17 protein-coding genes are annotated in these 19,783 nt (G+C 68.2%); 6 read left to right on the top strand and 11 right to left on the bottom strand.

From position 1 onward, the window contains the following. The first annotated feature begins 3 nt into the window (after window positions 1-3). Both JC881_RS28520 and JC881_RS28515 read left to right on the top strand, forming a co-directional pair. The gene (locus JC881_RS28520; protein ID WP_198789120.1) at window positions 4-501 is read left to right on the top strand and encodes a methylated-DNA--[protein]-cysteine S-methyltransferase; all 498 of its coding nucleotides are present in this window, start codon (window positions 4-6) and stop codon (window positions 499-501) included. Window positions 502-516: 15 nt separating this feature from the next. Then, entirely contained in the window at window positions 517-1,449 is a 933-nt protein-coding gene (locus JC881_RS28515) for a DMT family transporter (protein ID WP_198789118.1), read from the top strand. Window positions 1,450-1,458: 9 nt separating this feature from the next. Here the strand turns inward: JC881_RS28515 and JC881_RS28510 are convergent, their stop codons facing one another. Beyond that, window positions 1,459-2,112, bottom strand: coding sequence for a DUF1345 domain-containing protein (locus JC881_RS28510; RefSeq protein ID WP_198789116.1), 654 nt, complete (start codon window positions 2,110-2,112; stop codon window positions 1,459-1,461). 207 nt (window positions 2,113-2,319) lie between these two features. On the opposite strand from JC881_RS28510, the gene JC881_RS28505 reads away from it, so the two are divergent. Then, complete coding sequence (locus tag JC881_RS28505) at window positions 2,320-3,159, top strand: hypothetical protein (RefSeq protein ID WP_198789114.1); 840 nt, start codon at window positions 2,320-2,322, stop codon at window positions 3,157-3,159. 74 nt (window positions 3,160-3,233) lie between these two features. On the opposite strand, the gene JC881_RS28500 is transcribed toward JC881_RS28505, so the two are convergent. The 4 genes from JC881_RS28500 to JC881_RS28485 all read right to left on the bottom strand — a co-directional run bounded on the left by JC881_RS28500 (window position 3,234) and on the right by JC881_RS28485 (window position 8,627). After that, window positions 3,234-4,952, bottom strand: a complete 1,719-nt coding sequence (locus JC881_RS28500) for a thiamine pyrophosphate-dependent enzyme (protein ID WP_198789112.1) — start codon at window positions 4,950-4,952, stop codon at window positions 3,234-3,236. Between the two features lie 138 nt (window positions 4,953-5,090). Beyond that, window positions 5,091-6,656 carry an AMP-binding protein gene (locus tag JC881_RS28495; RefSeq protein ID WP_198789110.1) on the bottom strand — a complete coding sequence of 522 codons (1,566 nt, stop codon included), beginning with the start codon at window positions 6,654-6,656 and terminating at the stop codon, window positions 5,091-5,093. A gap of 5 nt (window positions 6,657-6,661) precedes the next feature. Beyond that, window positions 6,662-7,798 (bottom strand): DUF5938 domain-containing protein, encoded by a 1,137-nt coding sequence (locus JC881_RS28490; RefSeq protein ID WP_198789108.1) that lies wholly within the window; start codon window positions 7,796-7,798, stop codon window positions 6,662-6,664. A 25-nt stretch (window positions 7,799-7,823) separates the two neighbouring features. Further along, window positions 7,824-8,627 (bottom strand): SDR family NAD(P)-dependent oxidoreductase, encoded by an 804-nt coding sequence (locus JC881_RS28485; RefSeq protein ID WP_198789106.1) that lies wholly within the window; start codon window positions 8,625-8,627, stop codon window positions 7,824-7,826. Window positions 8,628-8,886: 259 nt separating this feature from the next. On the opposite strand from JC881_RS28485, the gene JC881_RS28480 reads away from it, so the two are divergent. Beyond that, entirely contained in the window at window positions 8,887-9,525 is a 639-nt protein-coding gene (locus tag JC881_RS28480; protein ID WP_332875308.1) for a TetR/AcrR family transcriptional regulator, read from the top strand. An 11-nt stretch (window positions 9,526-9,536) separates the two neighbouring features. Here the strand turns inward: JC881_RS28480 and JC881_RS28475 are convergent, their stop codons facing one another. From JC881_RS28475 to JC881_RS28460, 4 genes are all read right to left on the bottom strand, one after another. Continuing rightward, window positions 9,537-10,502, bottom strand: a complete 966-nt coding sequence (locus tag JC881_RS28475) for a LysR substrate-binding domain-containing protein (protein ID WP_198789102.1) — start codon at window positions 10,500-10,502, stop codon at window positions 9,537-9,539. Window positions 10,503-10,581: 79 nt separating this feature from the next. After that, entirely contained in the window at window positions 10,582-12,207 is a 1,626-nt protein-coding gene (locus JC881_RS28470) for a tannase/feruloyl esterase family alpha/beta hydrolase (protein ID WP_198789100.1), read from the bottom strand. 3 nt (window positions 12,208-12,210) lie between these two features. Beyond that, on the bottom strand, window positions 12,211-13,656 hold the full coding sequence (locus tag JC881_RS28465) for an FAD-binding oxidoreductase (protein WP_198789098.1): 1,446 nt from the start codon (window positions 13,654-13,656) through the stop codon (window positions 12,211-12,213). A 63-nt stretch (window positions 13,657-13,719) separates the two neighbouring features. Beyond that, the gene (locus JC881_RS28460; protein WP_198789096.1) at window positions 13,720-15,039 is read right to left on the bottom strand and encodes an MFS transporter; all 1,320 of its coding nucleotides are present in this window, start codon (window positions 15,037-15,039) and stop codon (window positions 13,720-13,722) included. A gap of 252 nt (window positions 15,040-15,291) precedes the next feature. On the opposite strand from JC881_RS28460, the gene JC881_RS28455 reads away from it, so the two are divergent. Continuing rightward, window positions 15,292-16,125, top strand: a complete 834-nt coding sequence (locus JC881_RS28455; RefSeq protein ID WP_198789094.1) for a phosphate/phosphite/phosphonate ABC transporter substrate-binding protein — start codon at window positions 15,292-15,294, stop codon at window positions 16,123-16,125. A gap of 92 nt (window positions 16,126-16,217) precedes the next feature. Then, window positions 16,218-16,922, top strand: a complete 705-nt coding sequence (locus JC881_RS28450) for a glutathione S-transferase N-terminal domain-containing protein (protein ID WP_198789092.1) — start codon at window positions 16,218-16,220, stop codon at window positions 16,920-16,922. 13 nt (window positions 16,923-16,935) lie between these two features. Here the strand turns inward: JC881_RS28450 and JC881_RS28445 are convergent, their stop codons facing one another. Together JC881_RS28445 and JC881_RS28440 are read right to left on the bottom strand one after the other, a co-directional pair. Next, window positions 16,936-19,419 carry a penicillin acylase family protein gene (locus JC881_RS28445; RefSeq protein ID WP_332875307.1) on the bottom strand — a complete coding sequence of 828 codons (2,484 nt, stop codon included), beginning with the start codon at window positions 19,417-19,419 and terminating at the stop codon, window positions 16,936-16,938. A gap of 109 nt (window positions 19,420-19,528) precedes the next feature. Beyond that, entirely contained in the window at window positions 19,529-19,768 is a 240-nt protein-coding gene (locus tag JC881_RS28440; RefSeq protein ID WP_198789091.1) for a hypothetical protein, read from the bottom strand. Between the last annotated feature and the right edge of the window lie 15 nt (window positions 19,769-19,783).

Here is a 19,783-nt window from a genome sequence, read left to right as displayed (position 1 = left end):
GTCATGAAGTTCAAGAGCAAGACCATCTACACCTCGCACATCGACACGCCGCTGGGCGGCATCACGATGGCGGCCACCGACCAGGGCCTGGCCGGCGTCTGGTTCGACCAGCAGCGCCACTGGCCCGACACCACCGGCTGGATCGCGAAGGACGACCATCCGGCGCTGGTCGAGGCCGGCACGCAGCTGCGCGATTACTTCGCCGGCAAGCGCGGCGACTTCGACATGCCGCTGGACCTCTCGCACGGCACCGCGTTCCAGCAGAGCGTGTGGCACGCGCTGCTCGGCATTCCCGCGGGCAAGACGATGACCTACGGCGCGCTCAGCGCGCACGTGGGCAACCCGGCCGCAGTGCGCGCGGTGGGCGCGGCCGTGGGGCGCAATCCGATCAGCGTGATCGTCCCCTGCCACCGCGTGCTGGGCTCCAATGGGTCGTTGACCGGTTACGCTGGCGGGCTTCATCGCAAGACCGCGCTCCTGGAGCTAGAGGGCGCGAGATAAAAAACCGAGAGACGCATGAGCACCACAACGCAAAACAACATCGCCACCAGCACCGCCAAACCCTGGCTCATCGACCTCGTGTTGCTCGGGGCGCTCTGGGGAGCGTCCTTTCTTTTCATGCGCATCGGCGCGGCCGAGTTCGGCGCGTTGCCGACGGCGGCGGTGCGGGTGGCCATCGCCGCGCTGTTCCTGCTGCCGATCGCGCTGCTGCGCGGGCAAGGGCCGGCCATCGCGACGCACTGGAAGGCCACCTTCGGCGTCGGCGTCTTCAACTCGGGGATGCCGTTCGCGCTCTTCTGCTTCGCGCTCTTGACCATCAACTCAGGCCTCGCCGCCGTCTTGAATGCCACCGTGCCGATGTTCGGCGCGCTGGTGGCATGGGCCTGGTTCCGCGAGCGTCCGAGCGGCTCGCGCATCGTCGGCCTCGTGATCGGCTTTGCGGGTGTCGCGATGCTCGCGAGCCGCAGCGCGGGCCTGCATGCCGGCGCTAGCAGCAACGCGGCGCTGTGGGCAGTGATCGCCTGCCTCGGGGCGTGCCTCTGCTACGGCATCTCGGCCAGCGCCACGCGCCGCTACCTGGTTGGCGTGCCGCCGCTGGCCACCGCCACGGGCAGCCAGCTGGGCGCCACGCTCTTCCTCGCGCTGCCCGCCATCTGGCTCTGGCCCGCGCAGATGCCGAGCCTGCGCGCGTGGCTCGCGCTGCTGGCGCTGGGCATCGCCTGCACGGGCGTGGCGTACATCCTGTTCTTCCGGTTGATCGAACGCGCCGGCCCGGCACGCGCATTGACCGTGACCTTCCTGGTGCCGGTGTTCGCGCTCTTCTACGGCGCGGTATTTCTCGGCGAGAACATCACGCAGTGGATGCTGATTTCCGCGGTGGTGATCGTGTGCGGCGTGGCGCTCTCGACGGGCATCGTCAGGCTCGGCCCCAAGCCCAAAGTTGCCTGACGACGGCGATCAGATCGCTCCAGCCACCACGTTGACGGAGAGCGCCAGCACCAGCATGTTGAACGCGAACGCCAGCACGCTGTGGATCAGCGTGATGCGCCGCATCTCGCGCGAGGTGGCCTGCACGTCGGACACCTGCGAGGTCATGCCGATCACGTACGAGTAGTAGAGAAAGTCGAAGTAGTCCGGATCGTCCTTGCCCGGAAAGTCGAGGCCGCCGTCGGGCGAGCCGCCTTTCTGGTCGATGTAGTAGCGGTGCGCGTAGTGAAAGGCGTAGATCGTGTGCATCATCAGCCACGAGCCGACCAGCGCGATCACGCCGAGCACGACGTGGCCGGCGCGCTCCCAGCCGGTCAGTTGTTTCACCTGCTGCAGCAGCATCGCGATGGCGATCACGCTCACGGCCACCACCACCAGCATCGACACCAGGATCATCAGGTTGGGCTGGTCCAGCGACTGCGCGCGCTCGCGCGTGCGGCGCGCATCGAAGGTCTCGATCAGCCACCAGGTGAGCACCTGGTAGACCAGCACCCCGGCGCACCACCCCGCCAGCCCGCGCGCCATGCCGCCGACGGGCCACGGCGCCAGCGCCACCGCGACACCGACCACCGTGCCATAGAGAAGACGCTGCGGGCCGGTGGTCGTGGAGAGGTGTTTGCGCATGCGGCACTGTAGCGCCGGCCCCAGCCCCAGCCTCGGCCATCAAGAAATTCCTACAAGAAGACCCGCATTCGACGCATTCGAAGCGCCGCTCGCCCTCCCTAAGGTACGGCTGGTTCAAGGGAGTCTGGCCGCGAGGCACCACGCGCAGCGAAAGACCGCTGCGCCACGCGATGTGCCCGGGGCCCTCATTCTTTTCTAAGGATTGTCATGCTGTCGCTTCGCACCCGCCCGTTCGACTGGACGGTCAGATTCGGCGCCCTCGGCGCGCTCGTCGGTTCCGGCTTTCTCTTCGCCACCGCACCGGCGCTGGCCGATCCTTCGCCGGCGCTGGACCGGTTCAGTTTCTCGGTGGGGGCCTTCAGCGCCGATCCGAAATTCAACGCCTCGGTGGCCACGCCCTACGGCTCGCTCGCCTCGGGCGACATCAAGCCCGGCCGGGTGACGATGCCGCGCATCACTGCCGACCTTCTGCTCGGTGACAGCCAGGGCATTTCGTTCGACTACTACCAGTACAAGCGCGACTACGACGGCCAGTTCAGCAACAACACCTCGCTCGGCCCGTTCGGCACGCTGAGCGCCATCGGCAACGCGAACTTCAACACCAAGCTGGATTTCGCCAAGCTCTCCTACAAGTGGTGGCTCGGTTCGGGCAACACCGTGTTCGGCCTGGGCGCGGGCGCCGCCTACTACCGCGCGACGCTGGGCGCGAGCGCGCTGGTCTCGGTGAACGGCCAGGTCGGCACGCTGAACCAGAGCTCGAGCGACAACGCCATCGCGCCGCTGCTGGAGATCGGCGTGCGCCACGCGATCACGCCCGACCTGCGCCTGTTCGCCGACGCTTCGGGCGTGTGGAAGAGCAGCGGCCGCTTCCACGGCAACATCTACAACGCCTCGGCCGGCGTCGAGTGGTTCCCGGTGAAGAACGTGGGCGTGGTGGTCTCGTACGGCGTGACCAACATCGACCTCACCCGCGACAGCGACTCCGCGGACTCGCGGCTGAAGGTGCGGCTGCAAGGGCCATCGGCTTTTCTCAAGGCACGCTTCTGACGCGCGTGTGAACCCGCAAGCAGCCCGCTTCGGCGGGCTTTTGCTTGCGTCGCCGCGCTACCGCGTCGCGGTGCTCACTGCGTGAAGTTGTCCTTGAGGAGGTCCACCACGTCCGACGACCGCCCGCTCAGCACCGCTTTCGCCGAATACAGCATCGTGCCCGCGACCTGGCTGAACTCCACCTTCGGCGGCATCACCAGCTCCGTGCGGTTGACCGTCACGTCCAGCAGCGCCGGGCCCGGGTGCGCGAGGAAGGCGCGCACCGCATCGGGTAGTTGTTCGGCGCGCTCCACCTTCTGGCCGTAGAAGCCGATCACTTCAGCCAGCCGCGCGAAGTCGGGGTTCAGCAAATCCGTGTAGTTGTCCAGCAGGCCTTCGACCTTCTGCTCGAGCTCCACGAAGTTCAGGCTCGCGTTGTTGTAGACCACGACCTTGATCGGCAGCTTCTCCTGCACCGCGGTCATCAGGTCGCCCAGCAGCATCGCCAGCCCCCCGTCGCCCGAGAGCGAGATCACCTGCCGCCCGGGATACGCCTTCTGCGCGCCCAGCGCCTGCGGCATCGCGTTGGCCATCGTGCCGTGCAGCAGGCTCACGAGCGTGCGGCGCCGGCCGTTCATGCTCAGGTGCCGCAGCGACCACACCATCGGGCTGCCGCCATCGGCGGTGAAGATGGCATCGTCGGCCGCCAGCTCGTCGATGACGCGCGTGAGGTGCTGCGGATGGATCAACCCCTCCTTGCCCGGGCGCTCGTCGCGCCGCAGCGTTTCGACCGCCTCCTGGCGATGGCACAGGCACTCGTCCAGAAAGCTGCGGTCGCTGCGCTCTTCGAGCAGCGGGATCAGCGCCTCGACGGTGGGCGCGATGTCGCCCACCAGCCCGAGCGCGACCGGATGGCGCCGCCCGAGGTGGCTGCCGTCGGTGTCGATCTGCAGGATGGTCGCCTTGGCCGGATAGAACTGGCTCCACGCGAAGTCCGCGCCGAGCAGGAGCAGCGTGTCGCATTCCTGCAGCGCGCGGTAGCCCGACTCCACGCCGAAGATGCCGGTCATGCCCATGTTGAACGGGTTGTCGTGCTCCACGAAATCTTTGGCGCGCGAGGTGTGGGCGATCGGCGCCTTCAGGCACTGGCCGAGCGCGAGCAGCATCTCGTGCGCGCCTTCGCAGCCATGGCCGGCATAGATCGAGATCTTCTTGCCCTTGCCGAGCAAGGCGGCCAGCTGCGCGAGCTCGCCGTCGTTGGGCCGGATCACCGGCGCGGTGCGGTGCACGGCGAAAGTCAGGCCTTCTTTCACCTCCGTCTGCGCGATGTCGCTCGGCAGAATGACCACCGCCACGCCGCGCCGGGAGAGCGCCGCCTGCGCCGCGAGCGCCACGACGCGCTGCGCCTGTTCGGCCGACTGCACCTGCTCGCAGAACACGCTGCAGCCGGCGTAGAGCGACTTGAAATCGACCTCCTGCGGAAACTCCATGCCGAGTTCGGCCGTCACGATCTGGCTGGCGATCAGCACCATCGGCGCGCGGTTGCGGTTGGCCTCGAAAACGCCGTTGATGAAGTGCAGCCCGCCCGGCCCGCACGAGCCGGCGCAGGCCGAGAGCTCGCCCGTGAGGTACGACTCCGCGCCCGCGGCGAAGGCGGCCGCCTCTTCGTGCCGCACATGCACCCATTCGATGTCGCTGCGGCGGATCGCGTCGGTGACGTGGTTCAGCGTGTCCCCGACGATGCCGTAGCAGCGTTTGACGCCGGCCCGCTGCAGGGTTTCGATGACGAGGTCGGCGACTTTGCGGTGGGCCATGCGTGCTTCCTTTGCTGCAAAGCGCAAAGGCTACGAGCCCCCCATCCCAAACCCGTGGGCGGGCTTCGGAAGCATCGGTAGGATTTCGCCTCGCGCGGCTTTCATTGGAGAAAGCGCGCGCGGGCCAGGCTCAAGGCGTCAGGGCGCCGCCGCGATCAGCGACGCGCGCACTTCCTTCTTGAGCACCTTGCCCACCTTGGAGCGCGGCAGGTCGGCCCACACCTCGACCTGCTTGGGCGCCTTCACGCTGCCGATGCGCGCCTTGACGAAGGCCTTGATGTCTTCCGCATCCACCGCGCGCCCGGCATGCAGCTGCAGCACCGCCACCACGCGCTCGCCCCACTTCTCGTCGGGCAGGCCGACGACGGCGCTGTCCTGCACGTCGGGGTGCTGCATCAGCACCTGCTCGACTTCGGCGGAATAGACGTTGAAGCCACCCGAGATGATCATGTCCTTGGCGCGGTCGACGATGTAGAGAAAGCCGTCGGCATCCAGGTAGCCGATGTCGCCCGTGTGGTGCCAGCCGAAGCGGGAGGCCTCTTCCGTGGCCTTGGCGTCCTTGTAGTAGCCCGCCATCACGAGCGAGCCGCGCACGACGATCTCGCCGCTTTCGCCGGTCGGCAGCAATGCACCGTCGCCGTTCATCACGCCGACCTGCACCAGCGGGCCGGGCCGGCCCGCCGAAGAAAGGCGCTGCCTTGCCACCGAACCATCGGCGTTGAAATGCTCCTTCGGCGACATCATCGAAATCATCATCGGCGCTTCGGTCTGACCGAAGAGCTGCGCCATGACGGGGCCGATCTTCTCGAGCGCTTCTTCGAGCCGCGCGGCCGACATGGGCGCCGCGCCATACCAGAAGCACTGCAGCGAATCGCGCTTCGTCGCGGCGAGCTGCGGATGCTGCAGCAGCATGTAGATCAGCGTGGGCGGCAGGAAGGTGTGGGTGATGCGGTGGCGCTCGATCAGCGCGAGGAATTCGGCGAGGTCGGGCTTGGGCATGATGACCACCTGCCCGCCGAGCGCCATCACCGGCAGGCACAGCACGCCGGCCGCATGCGTGAGCGGTGCGAGCGCGAGGTACGCGGGCCGGCCCTCGAAGGGGTAGCCCATCAGCGTGAGCGCCGACATGGTCTCCAGGTTGCGGCCCGAGAGCATCACGCCCTTGGGCTGGCCGGTGGTACCGCCGGTGCCGGCGATCATCGCGATGTCGTCGATCACGGGCACGTCGATCGGCCTGTCTTCCGTGTGGTCCGTGTGGTCCGTGTGGTCCGTGCCGTCGAGCCATTGATCGAGCGACGGCGCATACGGCATCGCCTGGTCCAGGCACACCAGCGTCTTCACCTTGGGCAGGTCGGCGCGCATCTGCTCGACCAGCGGCGCGTAGTTGCTGTGGAAGATGAGGCAGCTGCAGTCGAAGGCATCGAGCACGAAGCGGTTTTCGGCCGCCTCGTTGCGTGGGTTGATCGGGCACCACACGGCCGCGGCGCGCGACACGCCGAACACGCAGGCGAAGGCGACCGGGTCGTTGCCGGAGAGCACCGCCACCTTGCTGCCCGGCGCGACGCCGCTGCGCTGCAGCGCGCGGGCCACGCGGTGGCTCAGGCGCTGCACGTCGCCGTACGACAGCCGGGTGTCTCCCATGCACAGGCACGGCGCGTCGGCGCCCAACTGGGCGCCCTTGTCCAGGTAGTCGACGAGGCGCATCGCGCTCAACCCATCCGCGTGAGCATGGGCTCCTGCACCAGCCCGAAGCCGCGCAGCGCACCCAGCAGCTCGCGATGCCCGAAGGCCTGGCAGCCCGAGGCGAAGCCCGCGCGGCGCGGTGCCTGCTGCAGCAGCGAGGCCGCCGCATAGGCCTGCAGCAAGCCGGTTTGCTTGTAGTTGCAGTTGCCGAAGATCACGCAGTGCACACGGCCCAGCGGCCCCGATGCATGCACCGAATCGACGGACTTGTTGATGCGCGGGTTCTCGCGCGGCGGCATGGTGTTCATGACGCCCGCGGCCGTCTGCGCGAGGGCCGCGTAGCGGTCCTCCTCGTTCATGCCCTCGGTGGCCTTGAGCGCGGCGGCCACGATCTGCGGCACGCCCTGCATCAGCGCCTTGTTGAAGACGCCGCCGAGCACCTTCACGTTGGCCACGCGCGGATCGCGCTTGAACCACACCGGGTGCGAGGTGCCGCCCCAGGGCAGCGCAAGCGCCGCCTCGTGCTGGCCCGGAATCGACAGGTGGTAGAGGCCCGCGTCGGGCTGCCACTCCGCGTACTCGTTCTGCTCCAGGTAATAGGCCTTGGAGGTGGCCGCGTTCACCAGGATGGTCTGCGTGGACGCGATGGTCGGGCTGCCGCCCCAGAACACGGCAATGTCCAGCGTGTCGAGGCCGGGCGTCTCCAGGCACAGCTGCGCGGCGATCTCGCCGGTGGTGTACATGTGCGCAAGGCCGGGCGAAAGAAGGAGCCCCGCGTCGGCGAACTTGGCGCCGAATTTCTCCTCGAGCGTGATGAGCCAGTCCTGCTCGCCCGTGGTGTCCGTGTAGTGGCACCCGGCCGCGAGACACGCCTCGACCACCTCGGGCCCGAACTTGGCGAACGGCCCCACCGTGTTGAGCACCACCGAGGCGCCAGTGAAGAGCTCGGTGAGCGCGCTGACCGAATGCGCGACCTCCACCACCTCGTAGTTCGCGGTCTCGATGCCGGGCACGTGGGACTTCATCGCCGCGTCCAGCTTCTCCTTGCTGCGGCCCGCCGCGACGAAGGGGATGTTGTACTCGCGCAGGTACTCGCACACGAGGCGCCCGGTGTAGCCGGAGGCGCCGTAGACGACGACGGGTTTCTTCTTGCTGCTGCTCATGGTTGTCTCTCCTTTTTTTGCTTGATCACATGCCCATGCCGCCATCCACCGCGAGGCCCGCGCCGGTGATGAACCGGGCAGCATCGGAGCAGAGGAAGACCACCACGTCGGCCATGTCGCCGACTTCGCCCAGGCGCCCGAGCGGCGTCTGGCCGATCACGTCGCCGACCGCGGCCTCGACGCTTGGCGCGAGACCCGCGGCCACGATGTCGCTGGCGAGCTTCATGCCCATGTCGGTGGGCACGAGGCCCGGATAGATGCAGTTCACGCGCACGCCGTAGCCCAGCTTTCCGGACTCCATCGCGGCCACGCGCGTGGCGCGGTCGACGGCGGACTTGGTGGCGGAATAACCGGCGATCGCGGGGAACGCGATGGTGGCCGCGACCGATGCGATGTTCACCACCGCACCGCCGTTGCCCGCGCTGCCGCCGGGGCGCATCGCGCGGAACGCGTGCTTCATGCCCAAGAGCGTGCCGGCCACGTTCACGTCGAGCATGCGGCGCAGGTCGTCGCCGTCCACGTCGATCACCAGCGAGGTGATCTCGATGCCGGCGTTGTTCACGAGGATGTCGAAGCCGCCCAGCTCCTTCACCGTGGTCTCGGCGGCGGCGGCCCAGTCGCCGTCCTTGGTCACGTCCAGTGGGACGAAGCCCACCTTAGCGCCCGAGGCGGAGAGTCGCTGCGCCGTGCCGCGCCCCACGTCGGCGAGCACGTCGCCGATCATCACCGAGGCGCCTGCCTGCACGAGCGCTTCGGCAATGCTCGCGCCAATGCCGCGCGCGCCACCCGTCACCAGGGCCTTGCGCCCTTTCAAGTCGAACTTGGCCATCACTTGTCTCCTGTCGATATGTTGTTGAGATGGAAGGGGCATCCTAGAAATCGACTTGACGGGTGTCAAGGTTTCTTTTGACAACTGTCAAGATTTCATAAAATGGCATGCATGTCACAGGATGTGGGCCTTCTCCCGCATGCGTGCTATGGTTTGCAATCATCAGGAAACACGGCGGCCGGCATGCCATGCGGCCGGGCTCGAAATGACGTCACATGAACGGGTAAAGAAACACGCCGCGCGCGTACCCAAGACACGGGTGGACAAGTTCGCCGAGCGGCGCGCCGAACTCGGCGAAGCGGCCCTCACCACCCTGGCCACGCTCGGCTACGCACGCACGAGCCTTCGCGAGATCGCGCAGAACTCGGAGTTCTCGCACGGCGTGCTGCACTACTACTTCAGCGACAAGGTCGACCTGATCATCTGCAGCGTCAAGCAGTACAAGGCGCGCTGCGTCACGCGCTACGACCATGCGGTGGACAGCGCCACCAGCTACGACGAGCTGATGGAAGGTTTCCTGCAGAGCCTGGGCGACACGCTGCGCGACGAAGGCCACGTGCACCGGCTCTGGTACGACCTGCGCTCGCAGGCGCTCTTCGAGAAGGCCTTCCATGACGACGTGGTGCACATCGACAAGAGCCTGGAAGACATGATCTGGCGCATCATGAGCCGCTTCGCCGAGCTCTCGGGCGAAGCGCCCGGGCTGCCGCCTTCGGCCACCTATGCGCTTTTCGACGGCCTCTTCCAGCAGGCGCTGCTCAAGCACCTGTCGGGCGATGCGAAGGCCATCGAGGAAATGCAAGCGGCGGTGCGGCACTCCATCTCGCGGCTGTTCGCCGCCACCGCACCGGCACCTGTTCCTGCCGCCAAGGCCGTTGCGCGCAAGCGCAAGGCGTGAGTCCTGGGCGGCTAGGCCCGTTTCGGCTTGCCGGCCGGTGCCGCCAGCCGCGTGCCTTCCCACTGGCCGCTGGTGCACAGGTCGCGAATCACGTCGCTGATCAACGTGCAGATCGCACGCTTCGCATTGGTCGTCGGCAGGTGCACCGACACGCACAGCCCGAGCGTTCGGAACATCGCGGGCGAATCGATGCGGTGCGCCCGCAAGCGGTCTTCGCGCACCTCGCGCTGCGCGAGGCCGAGCGGCATGATGGTCGCGCCGAGCCCCGCTTCCACCGCGGCCTTGAGCGTGTAGACCGAGTTGATTTCCGCGGCAACGCGCGCCGCCGGCTGGCCCGCCGCCTCGAGCACCGCATCCACCAGCCAGCGCGTGCAGTGGCCATGCGCATTGGCGGGCCACACCAGCGGACGCGCCGTGGCCTGCGCGATGCTCACGTCGCCCGGCGGCAAGGCGCGCGGGTCTTGCGGCGATTCGAGAAAGACGAAATCCTCTTCGACGAGCGGCGTGAAGGCGATGTCTTCGGCGGGCATGGTGGGCGAGAAGATCGCCACGTCGACGCGGCCACGCAGCAGCTGGTCGGCCATGTTGCCGGTGAGCTCTTCGTTGAGGTGAAACACCACGTCGGGGTAGCGCCTGGCGGCCGCGCGCATGAGCGGCAGCGCGATCATCGGCGACACGCTCTGCGGCAGCGCGGCCACCACCGAGCCGACCACCGAATCGGCCGCCACATGCACCGCGGCCTTCGCATCGCCCACCTGCTTGGTGATGCCCTGCGCGTATTCGTAGAAGACCTTGCCCGCTTCGGTGACGGCCACGCCGTTGCGGCTGCGCAGCAGCAGCTGGGTGCCCAGCTCGCCTTCGAGCTCGGCCATCTGCTTGCTGAGCGCCGACTGCGCCACGAAGAGCTGCTGGGCCGCGCGCGAGAGGCTGCCGCAATCGACGATGGCGACGAAATACTTGAACTGGCGCAACTCCATCGGCGTGTCTCCGGCCGCACGCTGCGGGGGTGCAGGGGCGGCCGGTCATTCTAGGGTGACGGTTTTTCTGTGCGCCCCTTCAATTCACGCAATCGAAGCTCGCCGCATCGTTCACGTCGCCCGCGCCCTTGTAGCGCGGGTACGCGGGGTACTTGCACATCGGGCGCGCCATCGTGGTGGCGCCTGCCGCATCGACCTTGCGGTGCACCAGCTTCTGCGCCGAGGCGGGCACGCCCTGCTCCACCCAGGTGGACATCGCCTTGAGCAGGTCGACCTTGTCGGGCCCCGCGCCGCCGAAGCAATGGCCCACGCCGGGCGCAAGGAACAGCTCGACCGTCTCGTCCGCCTTCTGCGCGCCCAGGGTGCTCACCACCTGCTCGTAGTAATGCGCGTTGTCGCGCGCGCTCACCGAGGTGTCGTTGGTGCCGTTCCACATGATCAGCTTCGCGCCGTGCGCATGCAGCCGATTCAGATCCGGATCGGCCGCGCTGAACAGGCCGCCGATGACGCCCATGCGCGCGAGCCACTGGTCCGCATTCCAGGTGCTGGTGTCGAAGGCCGCATCGCGCGTGATGAACGAGCGCACGAAGCCATCGGAGAACAGGCCCTGCACCGACGCGCCGCCAAATGCCGCCTGCGGCCAGATGTACTCGCCCCAGCCCTTGGGCGAGTTCTCCGCGCCGAAGTTGTAGCCCGCGTGCGACCACGCGCCATCCGACGTCGCGACCGGCGAGGTGATGGTGTTGACGGTGGCGATCTGCGCATCCGACAGGCAACTGTCGCCCGTGTCCGCACCGGCCGCGCAGCGCAGCGCCGTCGCATCGAAGGTGCATGCCGCGGGCTTGGAGATGATGCCGTCCGCCACGCCGTCGAGCCCGTCGCATTGCGCGAGCACCGCGTTGGCCAGCAGCGTCTGCTTGGCCGGATTCAGCGTATTGGCCGGCACGCGCACCTGCTTGGCGATGCGGTTGAACTGCATGAACAGGCCCATGATGTTGCCGGCCGGCGCGCGCGCCACGATGCCGTCGAAGTCGTCGGGAAAGCGCTGGGCCTGCATCATCGCGTCGTGCCCGCCCATCGAGCAGCCTTCGAAGTAGCTGCGCGTGGGCGCGGTGCCGAAGAACTGCGCGATCACCTCCTTGCCCGGCGGCAGCGCGCGGTGCTCGGACTGCTGGGTGAAGTCAAGCAGCTTGGCATCGTCGAGCGCGAACTCGCCCTTGAAGTAGTTCAGATCTGTCGCGCCCGGGTAGTCATAGCCGCCGTTGGTGCCGACGGTCGCGTAGCGCTCGGTGAAGATCGATTCGCTGAACTGCGCCGCGGTGGCCGTGGGCATCTGGCCATCGAAGCCGCCGCCGCCGATGAAGGCGAGCTTGCCGTTCCAATCCGCGGTGGGAAGGCGCGCCTCGAAGCGCAGCGCGGAGCCCTTGAAGCTCGCGGTCACCACGCAGTACTCGGGCTGCGGCGCCGATGCGGCGACGAGCTTCGCATCGTCGATGGCGACCGCGCCGCCTGCCAGCGTCTGCCCCTTCAGCGTGGGGCATTTCTCGGCGAGCGACATGGCTGGCGGCGGCGGTGCAGCGGGAGGCGGTGCGGGAGGAGCGGCCGGAGGCAGCAGCGGCGAGAAGCCCCCGTTGGCCCCGCCTCCGCCGCAACCGGCCGCAAACATGACGACCGCGATCGCGGTGAGCGTGTGCCTGGTGTTCATTTTTCATGTCTCCTGGTGGGTGTGGACAGCCTCGGCCGGGCCGATGATCTTTCCGGGGTTGAAGATGTCATGCGGGTCCAGCGCCTGCTTGATGGCGCGCATCAGCCCGACGGTGTGCACGCCGTGTTCCTCGACGAGGTACTGCATCTTGTGAAGGCCCACGCCGTGCTCGCCGGTCGATGTGCCGCCATGGCGCAGCGCGCGCTGCACGAGCCGGTGGCTGAAGTCTTCGGCGGCTTCGTTCTCGGCCGCGTCGTTCGGATCGACCAGCACAAGGCAATGGAAATTGCCGTCGCCCACGTGGCCGAACACGGGCGCGAGCAGGCCATGCTCGGCGATGTCGGCCTGCGTTTCTTCCACGCACTGCGCGAGCGCCGAGAGCGGCACGCAGGCATCGGTGGTGAGGCTGCGGCTGCCGGCCTTCAGCTGCAGGCACGCGAAGTAGGCGTGGTGGCGCGGCGTCCAGAGGCGCGATCGCTCCTCCTGCAGATGGGCCCACTGGAACTCGCCGCCGCCGTGATTGGCCGCGATCTCGCGCACGATGTCCGACTGCTCGTCGATCTGCGTCTTGCTTGCGCCGAATTCGAGGAACAGCGTGGGGTTCTCGGCGAGCGCGGTGCGGCTGTGCGCGTTGACGGCGCGGATGGTGAGCGCGTCCAGCATCTCGGCACGCGCGAGCGGCACGCCCATCTGGATCGACTCGATCACGCAATCGACCGCAGCCGCCACCGTCGGGAAATGCACCACCGCCGCCGCATAGGCCTCGGGGTGCGGATGCAGCCGCACGGTCACCTCGGTGATGAGGCCCAGCGTGCCTTCGGAGCCGCAGTACAGCTGCGTGAGGTTGTAGCCCGCCGAGCTCTTGCGCGCCTGCGATGCGGTGCGCACCACGTCGCCGTTCGCGGTGACCACCGTGAGGCTCAGGAGGTTGTCGCGCATCGTGCCGTAGCGCACGGTGTTCGTGCCCGAGGCCGCCGTCGCGACCATGCCGCCGATGGAGGCGTCCGCCCCCGGATCGACGGAGAAGAAGAAGCCGGTCTCCAGCAGCGCCGCGTTCAGTTGCCCCCGCGTCACGCCCGCCTCGACCGTGGCCGTGAGGTCGCCGGGGCGGATGGCCAGCACCTTGTTCATCTGCGAGAAGTCGACGCACACGCCGCCCTCCACCGCGAGCAGGTGCCCTTCGACCGACGAGCCCACGCCGAAGCCGATGACCGGCACGCGCTCCCGCGCACAGGCCCTGACGACGAAGGCCACCTCGTCGGTGCTCTGCACGAAGACGACCGCGTCGGGCGGCTGCGGCAGGTACGCCGATTCGTCGGTGCCGTGCTGCAGCAGCACGGCCTGGCTGGTCGAGCAGCGTTCGCCGAAGCGGCGCTGCAGCAGCGCGAGCAGCTCGCTCGAGGGGGCGCGGCGTTTCGCGCGCGCAGGGGAACTCACAACCGCATCCATGGGGTCTTCTTTCCTGAACTCTGGAGAAGCACCGCGGGCGAATGCCGCGGTGCGGGGATCGCCTCAGCGCTTGAGGGACGAAGCGGCTGGCGGCTTGACGAAAAGCACGAGCACCGTGCCGATGACGAGCAGCGCGGCCAGCATGTGCAGGCCCGCGTCGGTGCTCTGCGTCGCGTCCTTGATCAGGCCGATCATGAAAGGCGCGCTGAAGCCCGAGAGGTTGCCGAAGGAATTGATGAAGGCGATGCCCGCCGCGGCCGCCGCGCCGCCGAGGAACGCAGTGGGCATGCCCCAGAAGATCGGCAGCGTCGCCATGATGCCCATCGTGGCGAGCGTGAGCCCGGCCATCGCATACACCGCGTTGCCGTGGAAGGCCACGCTCAGCACCAGCCCGACGGCGCCGACCACGGCCGCGATGGCGCTGTGCCAGCGGTACTCCAGGCGCCGGTCGGCACTGCGCGCCACCAGGTACATCGCGACGACGCCGAAGGCCCAGGGGATGGCGCTCACCAGGCCGATGTCCAGCGCACCCTTCACGCCGATCGCCTTGATGATGCTCGGCAGCCAGAACGAGATGCCGTAGAGCCCCGAGACGAACGAGAAGTACACCAGCGCCAAGAGCCACACGCGCGGGTTGGCGAGCACGGTGAGGATCTTCGCTTCCGGCTTGCCCGCGTCTTCGGCCGCGATGTCGCGGGCGATGAGCTCGCGCTCGGCCGGCGTGAGCCATTGCGCGTCCTTCACGCGGTCGTCCAGGTAGCGCCACACGACCACGCCGAGCGCCACGGTCGGCAGGCCCTGCAGCAGGAAGAGCCACTGCCATCCCGCCCAGCCGTGCACGCCGTTCATGCCCTGCAATATCCAGCCCGAGATCGGCCCGCCCAGGATGCCCGCGAACGGAATCGCCGCGAGGAACAGCGAGGTCGCCTTGCCGCGCCGCGCGGCCGGGTACCAGTAGGTGAGGTACAGGATGATCCCGGGGAAGAAGCCCGCCTCGGCCGCGCCGAGCAAGAAGCGAATGACGTAGAACGACATCGGCGAACTCACGAACATCGTGGCTGCCGACAGGAGGCCCCAGGTGACCATGATCCGCGCGATCCAGCGGCGCGCGCCCACGCGGTGCAGCACCACGTTGCTCGGCACCTCGAAGAGGAAGTAGCCGACGAAGAAGATGCCTGCACCCAGGCCATACACCGCCTCGCTGAACTGCAGGTCGCCCTGCATCTGCAGCTTGGCGAAGCCGACGTTCACGCGGTCCAGGTAGGCCACGATGTAGCAGAGGAACAGCAGCGGAATCAGGCGCCAGCTGACCTTGCGGTAGACCGCGTCGGAGGTGCTGTCGAAGCGGCCCTCGTAGGGCTGTGTCATTGCGGGAGTGCTCATGGGTGGTGTCTCGCTTTCGTTGTGCAGACGATGGTCGCGGCGCCACCCGGCCTCGCCGCAGCGGGTTAACGCGCAAGATTCATATGGATTGAAGACCTGCGTATCTCCGAACGAGATAGCTGCGGGCGTTGCGCGGTTGCCGCAAAACTGTTGCCCTTAGTACTAACCCGTGAGGCCGCCGCCCTTTCGGCTGTCTATGATCGGAACAAACATGTTGTAACAATCTGGCCACAATCCGAAAGAAAGCTCTCGATGCAACTCCGCCCCCTTTCCCCGTCGCTTCGCACGGCCGCGCGCGCTCTGGCGGCGCTCCTCGTCACGGCCGGCGCCTCGGCCCACGCGCTGGTGATCGGCGTGACCGAAGGCGTGAGCTACCAGGTCACCGAGGCGCAGATCGCGCCGCGCTTCGAGCTCATTGCCGAAGCCCTGAGCAAGGCGCTCAAGCAGCCGGTGACGGTGAAGGTGCTGATCTCGTACAACAGCGCGCGCGAGGCCATGAAGAAGAAGGAAGTCGACCTGGTCTTCATCCACCCCGCGCACGTGGCGCTGGAGGGCATCAAGTCGGGCAACTACAAGGCGGTGGCCTGGACCGCGGGCTTCACCGACTACAAGGTCTCGTTCCTGTGCAAGCAGCAGCCCATCTCCAACTGGAAGGACGTGGCGGGCAAGAGCCTGGTGCTGCCCGACGTGGACTCGATCACCTCGGTGATCACGCGCGCGATGCTGCGCGAGCACGGCGTGGCGGAGTCGGCGGTCAAGGTGACCAACACGCGCTTCCAGGACGCCGTGCCCTTCTACGTGACCAACGGCTTTGCCGCCTACGGCGCCACCGCGTCGGCGGGCGTGGTCAAGACCTGGACCGACGGCGGCGGCAAGGTCTGCGCGGAATCGCGGGCCGTGCCCGTCAAGCAGTGGCTCCTGTCCACCAAGACCGATGCCGCCGTCGCGGCCACGGTGCGCGAGACGCTGATCGGGCTCAGCCAGAGCGATGCCGGCAAGCGCGCGCTCGCCGCGGCGAACTACACGGCCTTCGTTCCCGCATCGGGCGATGCAGAGGCGGACACGATGCGCTGGCTGGGCATCTGAGGGCACCTGAGGGCACCTGAGGGCATCCGACACCGGGCACCTGAAACGCAGCGGGGGCAGAATCCCCCGCTTGCGCTTTTTCAGGAACACCCATGACCGATCTCTCGAGCTTTCCCATCACCAAGAAATGGCCAGCCCAGCACCCTGAACGCCTGCAGCTGTACTCGCTGCCCACGCCCAACGGCGTGAAGGTGTCGATCATGCTGGAGGAAACCGGCCTCGCCTACGAGCCACACCTGGTGAGCTTCGAGACGCAGGACCAGATGTCGCCGGAGTTCCTGTCGCTCAACCCGAACAACAAGATCCCGGCGATCCTGGACCCCGACGGCCCGGGCGGCAAGCCGCTCGCGCTGTTCGAGTCGGGCGCGATCCTCGTCTATCTCGCCGAGAAGACCGGCAAGTTCATGCCGCAGGACGCCGCCGGCCGCTACGAAACCATCCAGTGGGTGATGTTCCAGATGGGCGGCATCGGGCCGATGTTCGGCCAGCTGGGCTTCTTCAACAAGTTCGCCGGCAAGGACTACGAAGACAAGCGCCCGCGCGACCGGTACGTGGCCGAGTCGAAGCGCCTGCTCGGCGTGCTCGACAAGCACCTGGCGAATCGCGCGTGGATCATGGGCGACGACTACACCATCGCCGACATCGCCTCGTTCCCGTGGATCCGCAACCTGATCGGCTTCTACGAAGCGGGCGACCTGGTGGGCTTCAAGGATTTCAAGAACGTCGCGCGCGTGCTCGAAGCGTTCGTCGCGCGGCCGGCGGTCGTAGCGGGATTGAACATTCCCAAGCGCGGCTGACCGCGGCCGGCCTTCAGGGCCGCAGCGTCTTGCGCACCAGCGACGGATCGCGCGCGATGTCTTCCTCGCGGAAGGGAAAGCGCAGCCAGTCCTTCTTCGCATAGCGCGCGACCGGCGCGGCGCCCTGGCCGCCTGCCACTGCCGTTTCCTTTTCGCCGTGCGCCAGCAGCGTGCGCGCGTGCACGCCACGCCCGTCGAACCAGACGACCTGCAGGTAGCTGTTGCCGTGCGACGTGGGGCCCATGGTGTAGTCGCCCTTGTAGTCGCCGTCCGCGCTGCACGACACGGCGAAATAGCCCTCGGTGTCGCAGCCGCCGAACAGGGCGACCTCGCGGCCCCCGCTGCGCGCGAAGCGCTGGCTGCCCAGCGGCGCGTCGAGCGCCCAGCCCCGGCGCCGCATGTCGTCGGCCGCGCCCGCAAGGGCCTGCGCGACGCGCGGGTCCGCGGCGTTCACGTCGGCCGGCGTGCGCAGCGGCGCATCGGCCGAGAACGCCTTGGCGTACAGCTCGGCTTCCGGAATCTGCTGCAGGCGCGTCCAGAAGGCGTCCCACAGCAGCGCGCCGCGGTCCGCGGCGTCGGCGCGGTTCGGCCAGTTGCGAAGCACCTGGCAGGCCGGGCGCACATCCACCGTCCGCGCCCTGGCCTGGGCATCGGGCTTGAACTCGACGCGGCCCGGCACGCAGGCGCGGTCGAGCAGTGGCTTTTTGTACTGGTCCGCCGAATAGGCGCGCCCCTCGAGCGTCGTTCGCATCACGCGCTGCGCGAGGCTTTGCGCGGAACCGGCGCCCGCGCCGGCCAGCTCGGCCGCGATGCGGTGCCCTTCGCGCCCGCGCAGCGTGAGCGGCTGGCCCTCGCCGCCGAGGATCGACGCGAAGCCGGCCAGCGGCTGCGCCGGATTGGCCAGCCAGTAGCTGCCGTTCATGTTGGCGACGTAGTCCTCGCGCAGCAGGCCGGGCATCTGCGCCGCCGGCATCGCGCCGCGCTGCACGGCGGCCGCGTCGGTCTTCCATTCGCAGGCCGAACGGCTGCCATCGAGAAACGGCGTGCCGGGGTCGATGGCGGCGAAGGCCCTGGACATCGGCGTGGCGCAGGCCTCGCGCAGGTCGTCGGGCACGTTGGGCACGGCGCCCACTTCGGAGAACCACGCGCGGCCGTCACCGCGGCCGATGGCGGTGGTGGTGACCCAGGGCACCGCCGCTTCCTGCCGCTGGACCTCGATGAAATCGTCGAGCGAGCTGGCCTGGTCCCAGCGAAAGAAGTTGCGAAAGATGCGGTGGTTTGCCGCATTGACGTCGCGCATCGCGAGCGCGGTGCCGGCGCCCCAGCCCAGCGCCTCGTTCTGCGCGCCCAGGTCGATCACCGGACCGAAGCGCGTGCGGTAGAGCGTGCGGCGCACGGTGCCGGTGGTGCCGTCGGCGTGGCGCACCTGCACCGCCAGCGGCACGCCGCGCATCGGCTCGGAGACGCCATCGACGATGTAGCGCGTGGGGTCCTTCGCATCGAGGGCGAGCTGGAACAGGCCGAAGCGCCGCGCGGACGACACCGTGTGGCTCCACGCCACGTCGTTGTTGAAGCCGATCATGATCAGCGGAATGCCCAGGAACGAGACGCCCGCCACATCGAGCTTGCCCGGCAGCGTGAGGTGCACCTGGTAGAAGCGGTCCGGCCCGCCCCAGTACCAGTGCGGATTGCCGAACAGCACGCTGCCGCCGCGCTCGCCGGCCGCCGCCTGGCCGAAGGCCAGCACGTTGCTGCCGATGCCGCGCACGTCGCCCACGGGAATGTCCAGGCGCGATTGCAGTGAAAGCTTGCCGGCCGGCGCGGGCGATGCCGCCGCGGCGGTGGCAGCAGGCTTCGCATTGACGATCTCGGAGACGAAGCGCGCGTAGCCGCCCGCAAGACCGGCGGCGATCATGCGGCGATAGATGTCGTCCGGCTCGATGGCACCGACCCAGGGCGCCCCGGCGCACGCGTTCTGCGCGCGCGCCTTGCCGCCGCGCCGCGCTTGCGTCGCGAGCGTTCGCACGTAGCGGCTGTAGCCCTCGGCGTAGCCGGCGATGAGTTCGTTCAGCTCGGCCGGCTGTTCGCGACGAAACGCTTCGACGGCATCGGCGTCCGCGAAGGCCTTGAAGAAGAAATCGAGATCGATGTTCTTCGGCTGGCCGAAGGTCGAGCGCGTCGGCGGTTTGTCGTCGGGACCGAAGCGCAGCGAACGCTCTCCCCTGAACGTGACGAACTGGTCGGCCAGCGTGCACAGCGCGTCCTCTGCCTGTGCGTGGCCGTAGCCGATGCCCAGGCCGCGCCAGCTGTCGGCGCGCACGTGGGGAATGCCGTCGGCTGTACGGCGGATGTCGATCGAGGCTGCCGTCGATGCCGGTTCAGACGGAGCCTCGCGCCGGGCCCAGGCCGGCGCGCCCGCCATGAAGATGCCCGCGAAGGCAACGATGGCCGCGCTGCGGCGCCACGCATGTCTGCGCGATGGGGATGTGGTTCTCACGGTGTTCCTCGATGGGCATGACGGGCGAACGGCGCGGCGGAACGTGCCGCCGGCTGCCCTGCGTCGTGAAGAAAAAGAAAAGGCAAGGGATGCGCGGGCGCCGCGCCCCTCACTGCAGGTCGGGACCCGCGCGCAGCGATTCGTCGAGCACGGGCTTCATCAGCGCGGCGCCCGCGAGCGCCCACAGCGTCAGTGCCTCGTCCAGCGCGCGCACGTGGCCGGGACTCTCGGCCAGCCAGACGACGAGCTGGTCTGCATGCGCGCGCGAGGGCGTGTCGTGCAGCTGGCAGAAGAGCGCCCATGCCGTATCGAAAGCAGGATTTGCAGGAACATGGGTTCGGGTGGTCATCGTCGACTGCCTTCG

Origin of the sequence: Variovorax sp. IB41, assembly GCF_016405905.1 — a bacterium.
Classification (GTDB): Bacteria; Pseudomonadota; Gammaproteobacteria; order Burkholderiales; family Burkholderiaceae_C; genus Variovorax.
This window is presented reverse-complemented; position numbering and strand designations above follow the sequence as displayed.

What these genes read in the sequence shown, in the direction of transcription:
- JC881_RS28520 (WP_198789120.1), top strand. Translation starts at nt 4, where the DNA reads ATGAAGTTCAAGAGCAAGACCATCTACACCTCGCACATCGACACGCCG.
- JC881_RS28515 (WP_198789118.1), top strand. Translation starts at nt 517, where the DNA reads ATGAGCACCACAACGCAAAACAACATCGCCACCAGCACCGCCAAACCC.
- JC881_RS28510 (WP_198789116.1), bottom strand. Translation starts at nt 2,112, where the DNA reads ATGCGCAAACACCTCTCCACGACCACCGGCCCGCAGCGTCTTCTCTAT.
- JC881_RS28505 (WP_198789114.1), top strand. Translation starts at nt 2,320, where the DNA reads ATGCTGTCGCTTCGCACCCGCCCGTTCGACTGGACGGTCAGATTCGGC.
- JC881_RS28500 (WP_198789112.1), bottom strand. Translation starts at nt 4,952, where the DNA reads ATGGCCCACCGCAAAGTCGCCGACCTCGTCATCGAAACCCTGCAGCGG.
- JC881_RS28495 (WP_198789110.1), bottom strand. Translation starts at nt 6,656, where the DNA reads ATGCGCCTCGTCGACTACCTGGACAAGGGCGCCCAGTTGGGCGCCGAC.
- JC881_RS28490 (WP_198789108.1), bottom strand. Translation starts at nt 7,798, where the DNA reads ATGAGCAGCAGCAAGAAGAAACCCGTCGTCGTCTACGGCGCCTCCGGC.
- JC881_RS28485 (WP_198789106.1), bottom strand. Translation starts at nt 8,627, where the DNA reads ATGGCCAAGTTCGACTTGAAAGGGCGCAAGGCCCTGGTGACGGGTGGC.
- JC881_RS28475 (WP_198789102.1), bottom strand. Translation starts at nt 10,502, where the DNA reads ATGGAGTTGCGCCAGTTCAAGTATTTCGTCGCCATCGTCGATTGCGGC.
- JC881_RS28470 (WP_198789100.1), bottom strand. Translation starts at nt 12,207, where the DNA reads ATGAACACCAGGCACACGCTCACCGCGATCGCGGTCGTCATGTTTGCG.
- JC881_RS28465 (WP_198789098.1), bottom strand. Translation starts at nt 13,656, where the DNA reads ATGGATGCGGTTGTGAGTTCCCCTGCGCGCGCGAAACGCCGCGCCCCC.
- JC881_RS28460 (WP_198789096.1), bottom strand. Translation starts at nt 15,039, where the DNA reads ATGAGCACTCCCGCAATGACACAGCCCTACGAGGGCCGCTTCGACAGC.
- JC881_RS28455 (WP_198789094.1), top strand. Translation starts at nt 15,292, where the DNA reads ATGCAACTCCGCCCCCTTTCCCCGTCGCTTCGCACGGCCGCGCGCGCT.
- JC881_RS28450 (WP_198789092.1), top strand. Translation starts at nt 16,218, where the DNA reads ATGACCGATCTCTCGAGCTTTCCCATCACCAAGAAATGGCCAGCCCAG.
- JC881_RS28440 (WP_198789091.1), bottom strand. Translation starts at nt 19,768, where the DNA reads ATGACCACCCGAACCCATGTTCCTGCAAATCCTGCTTTCGATACGGCA.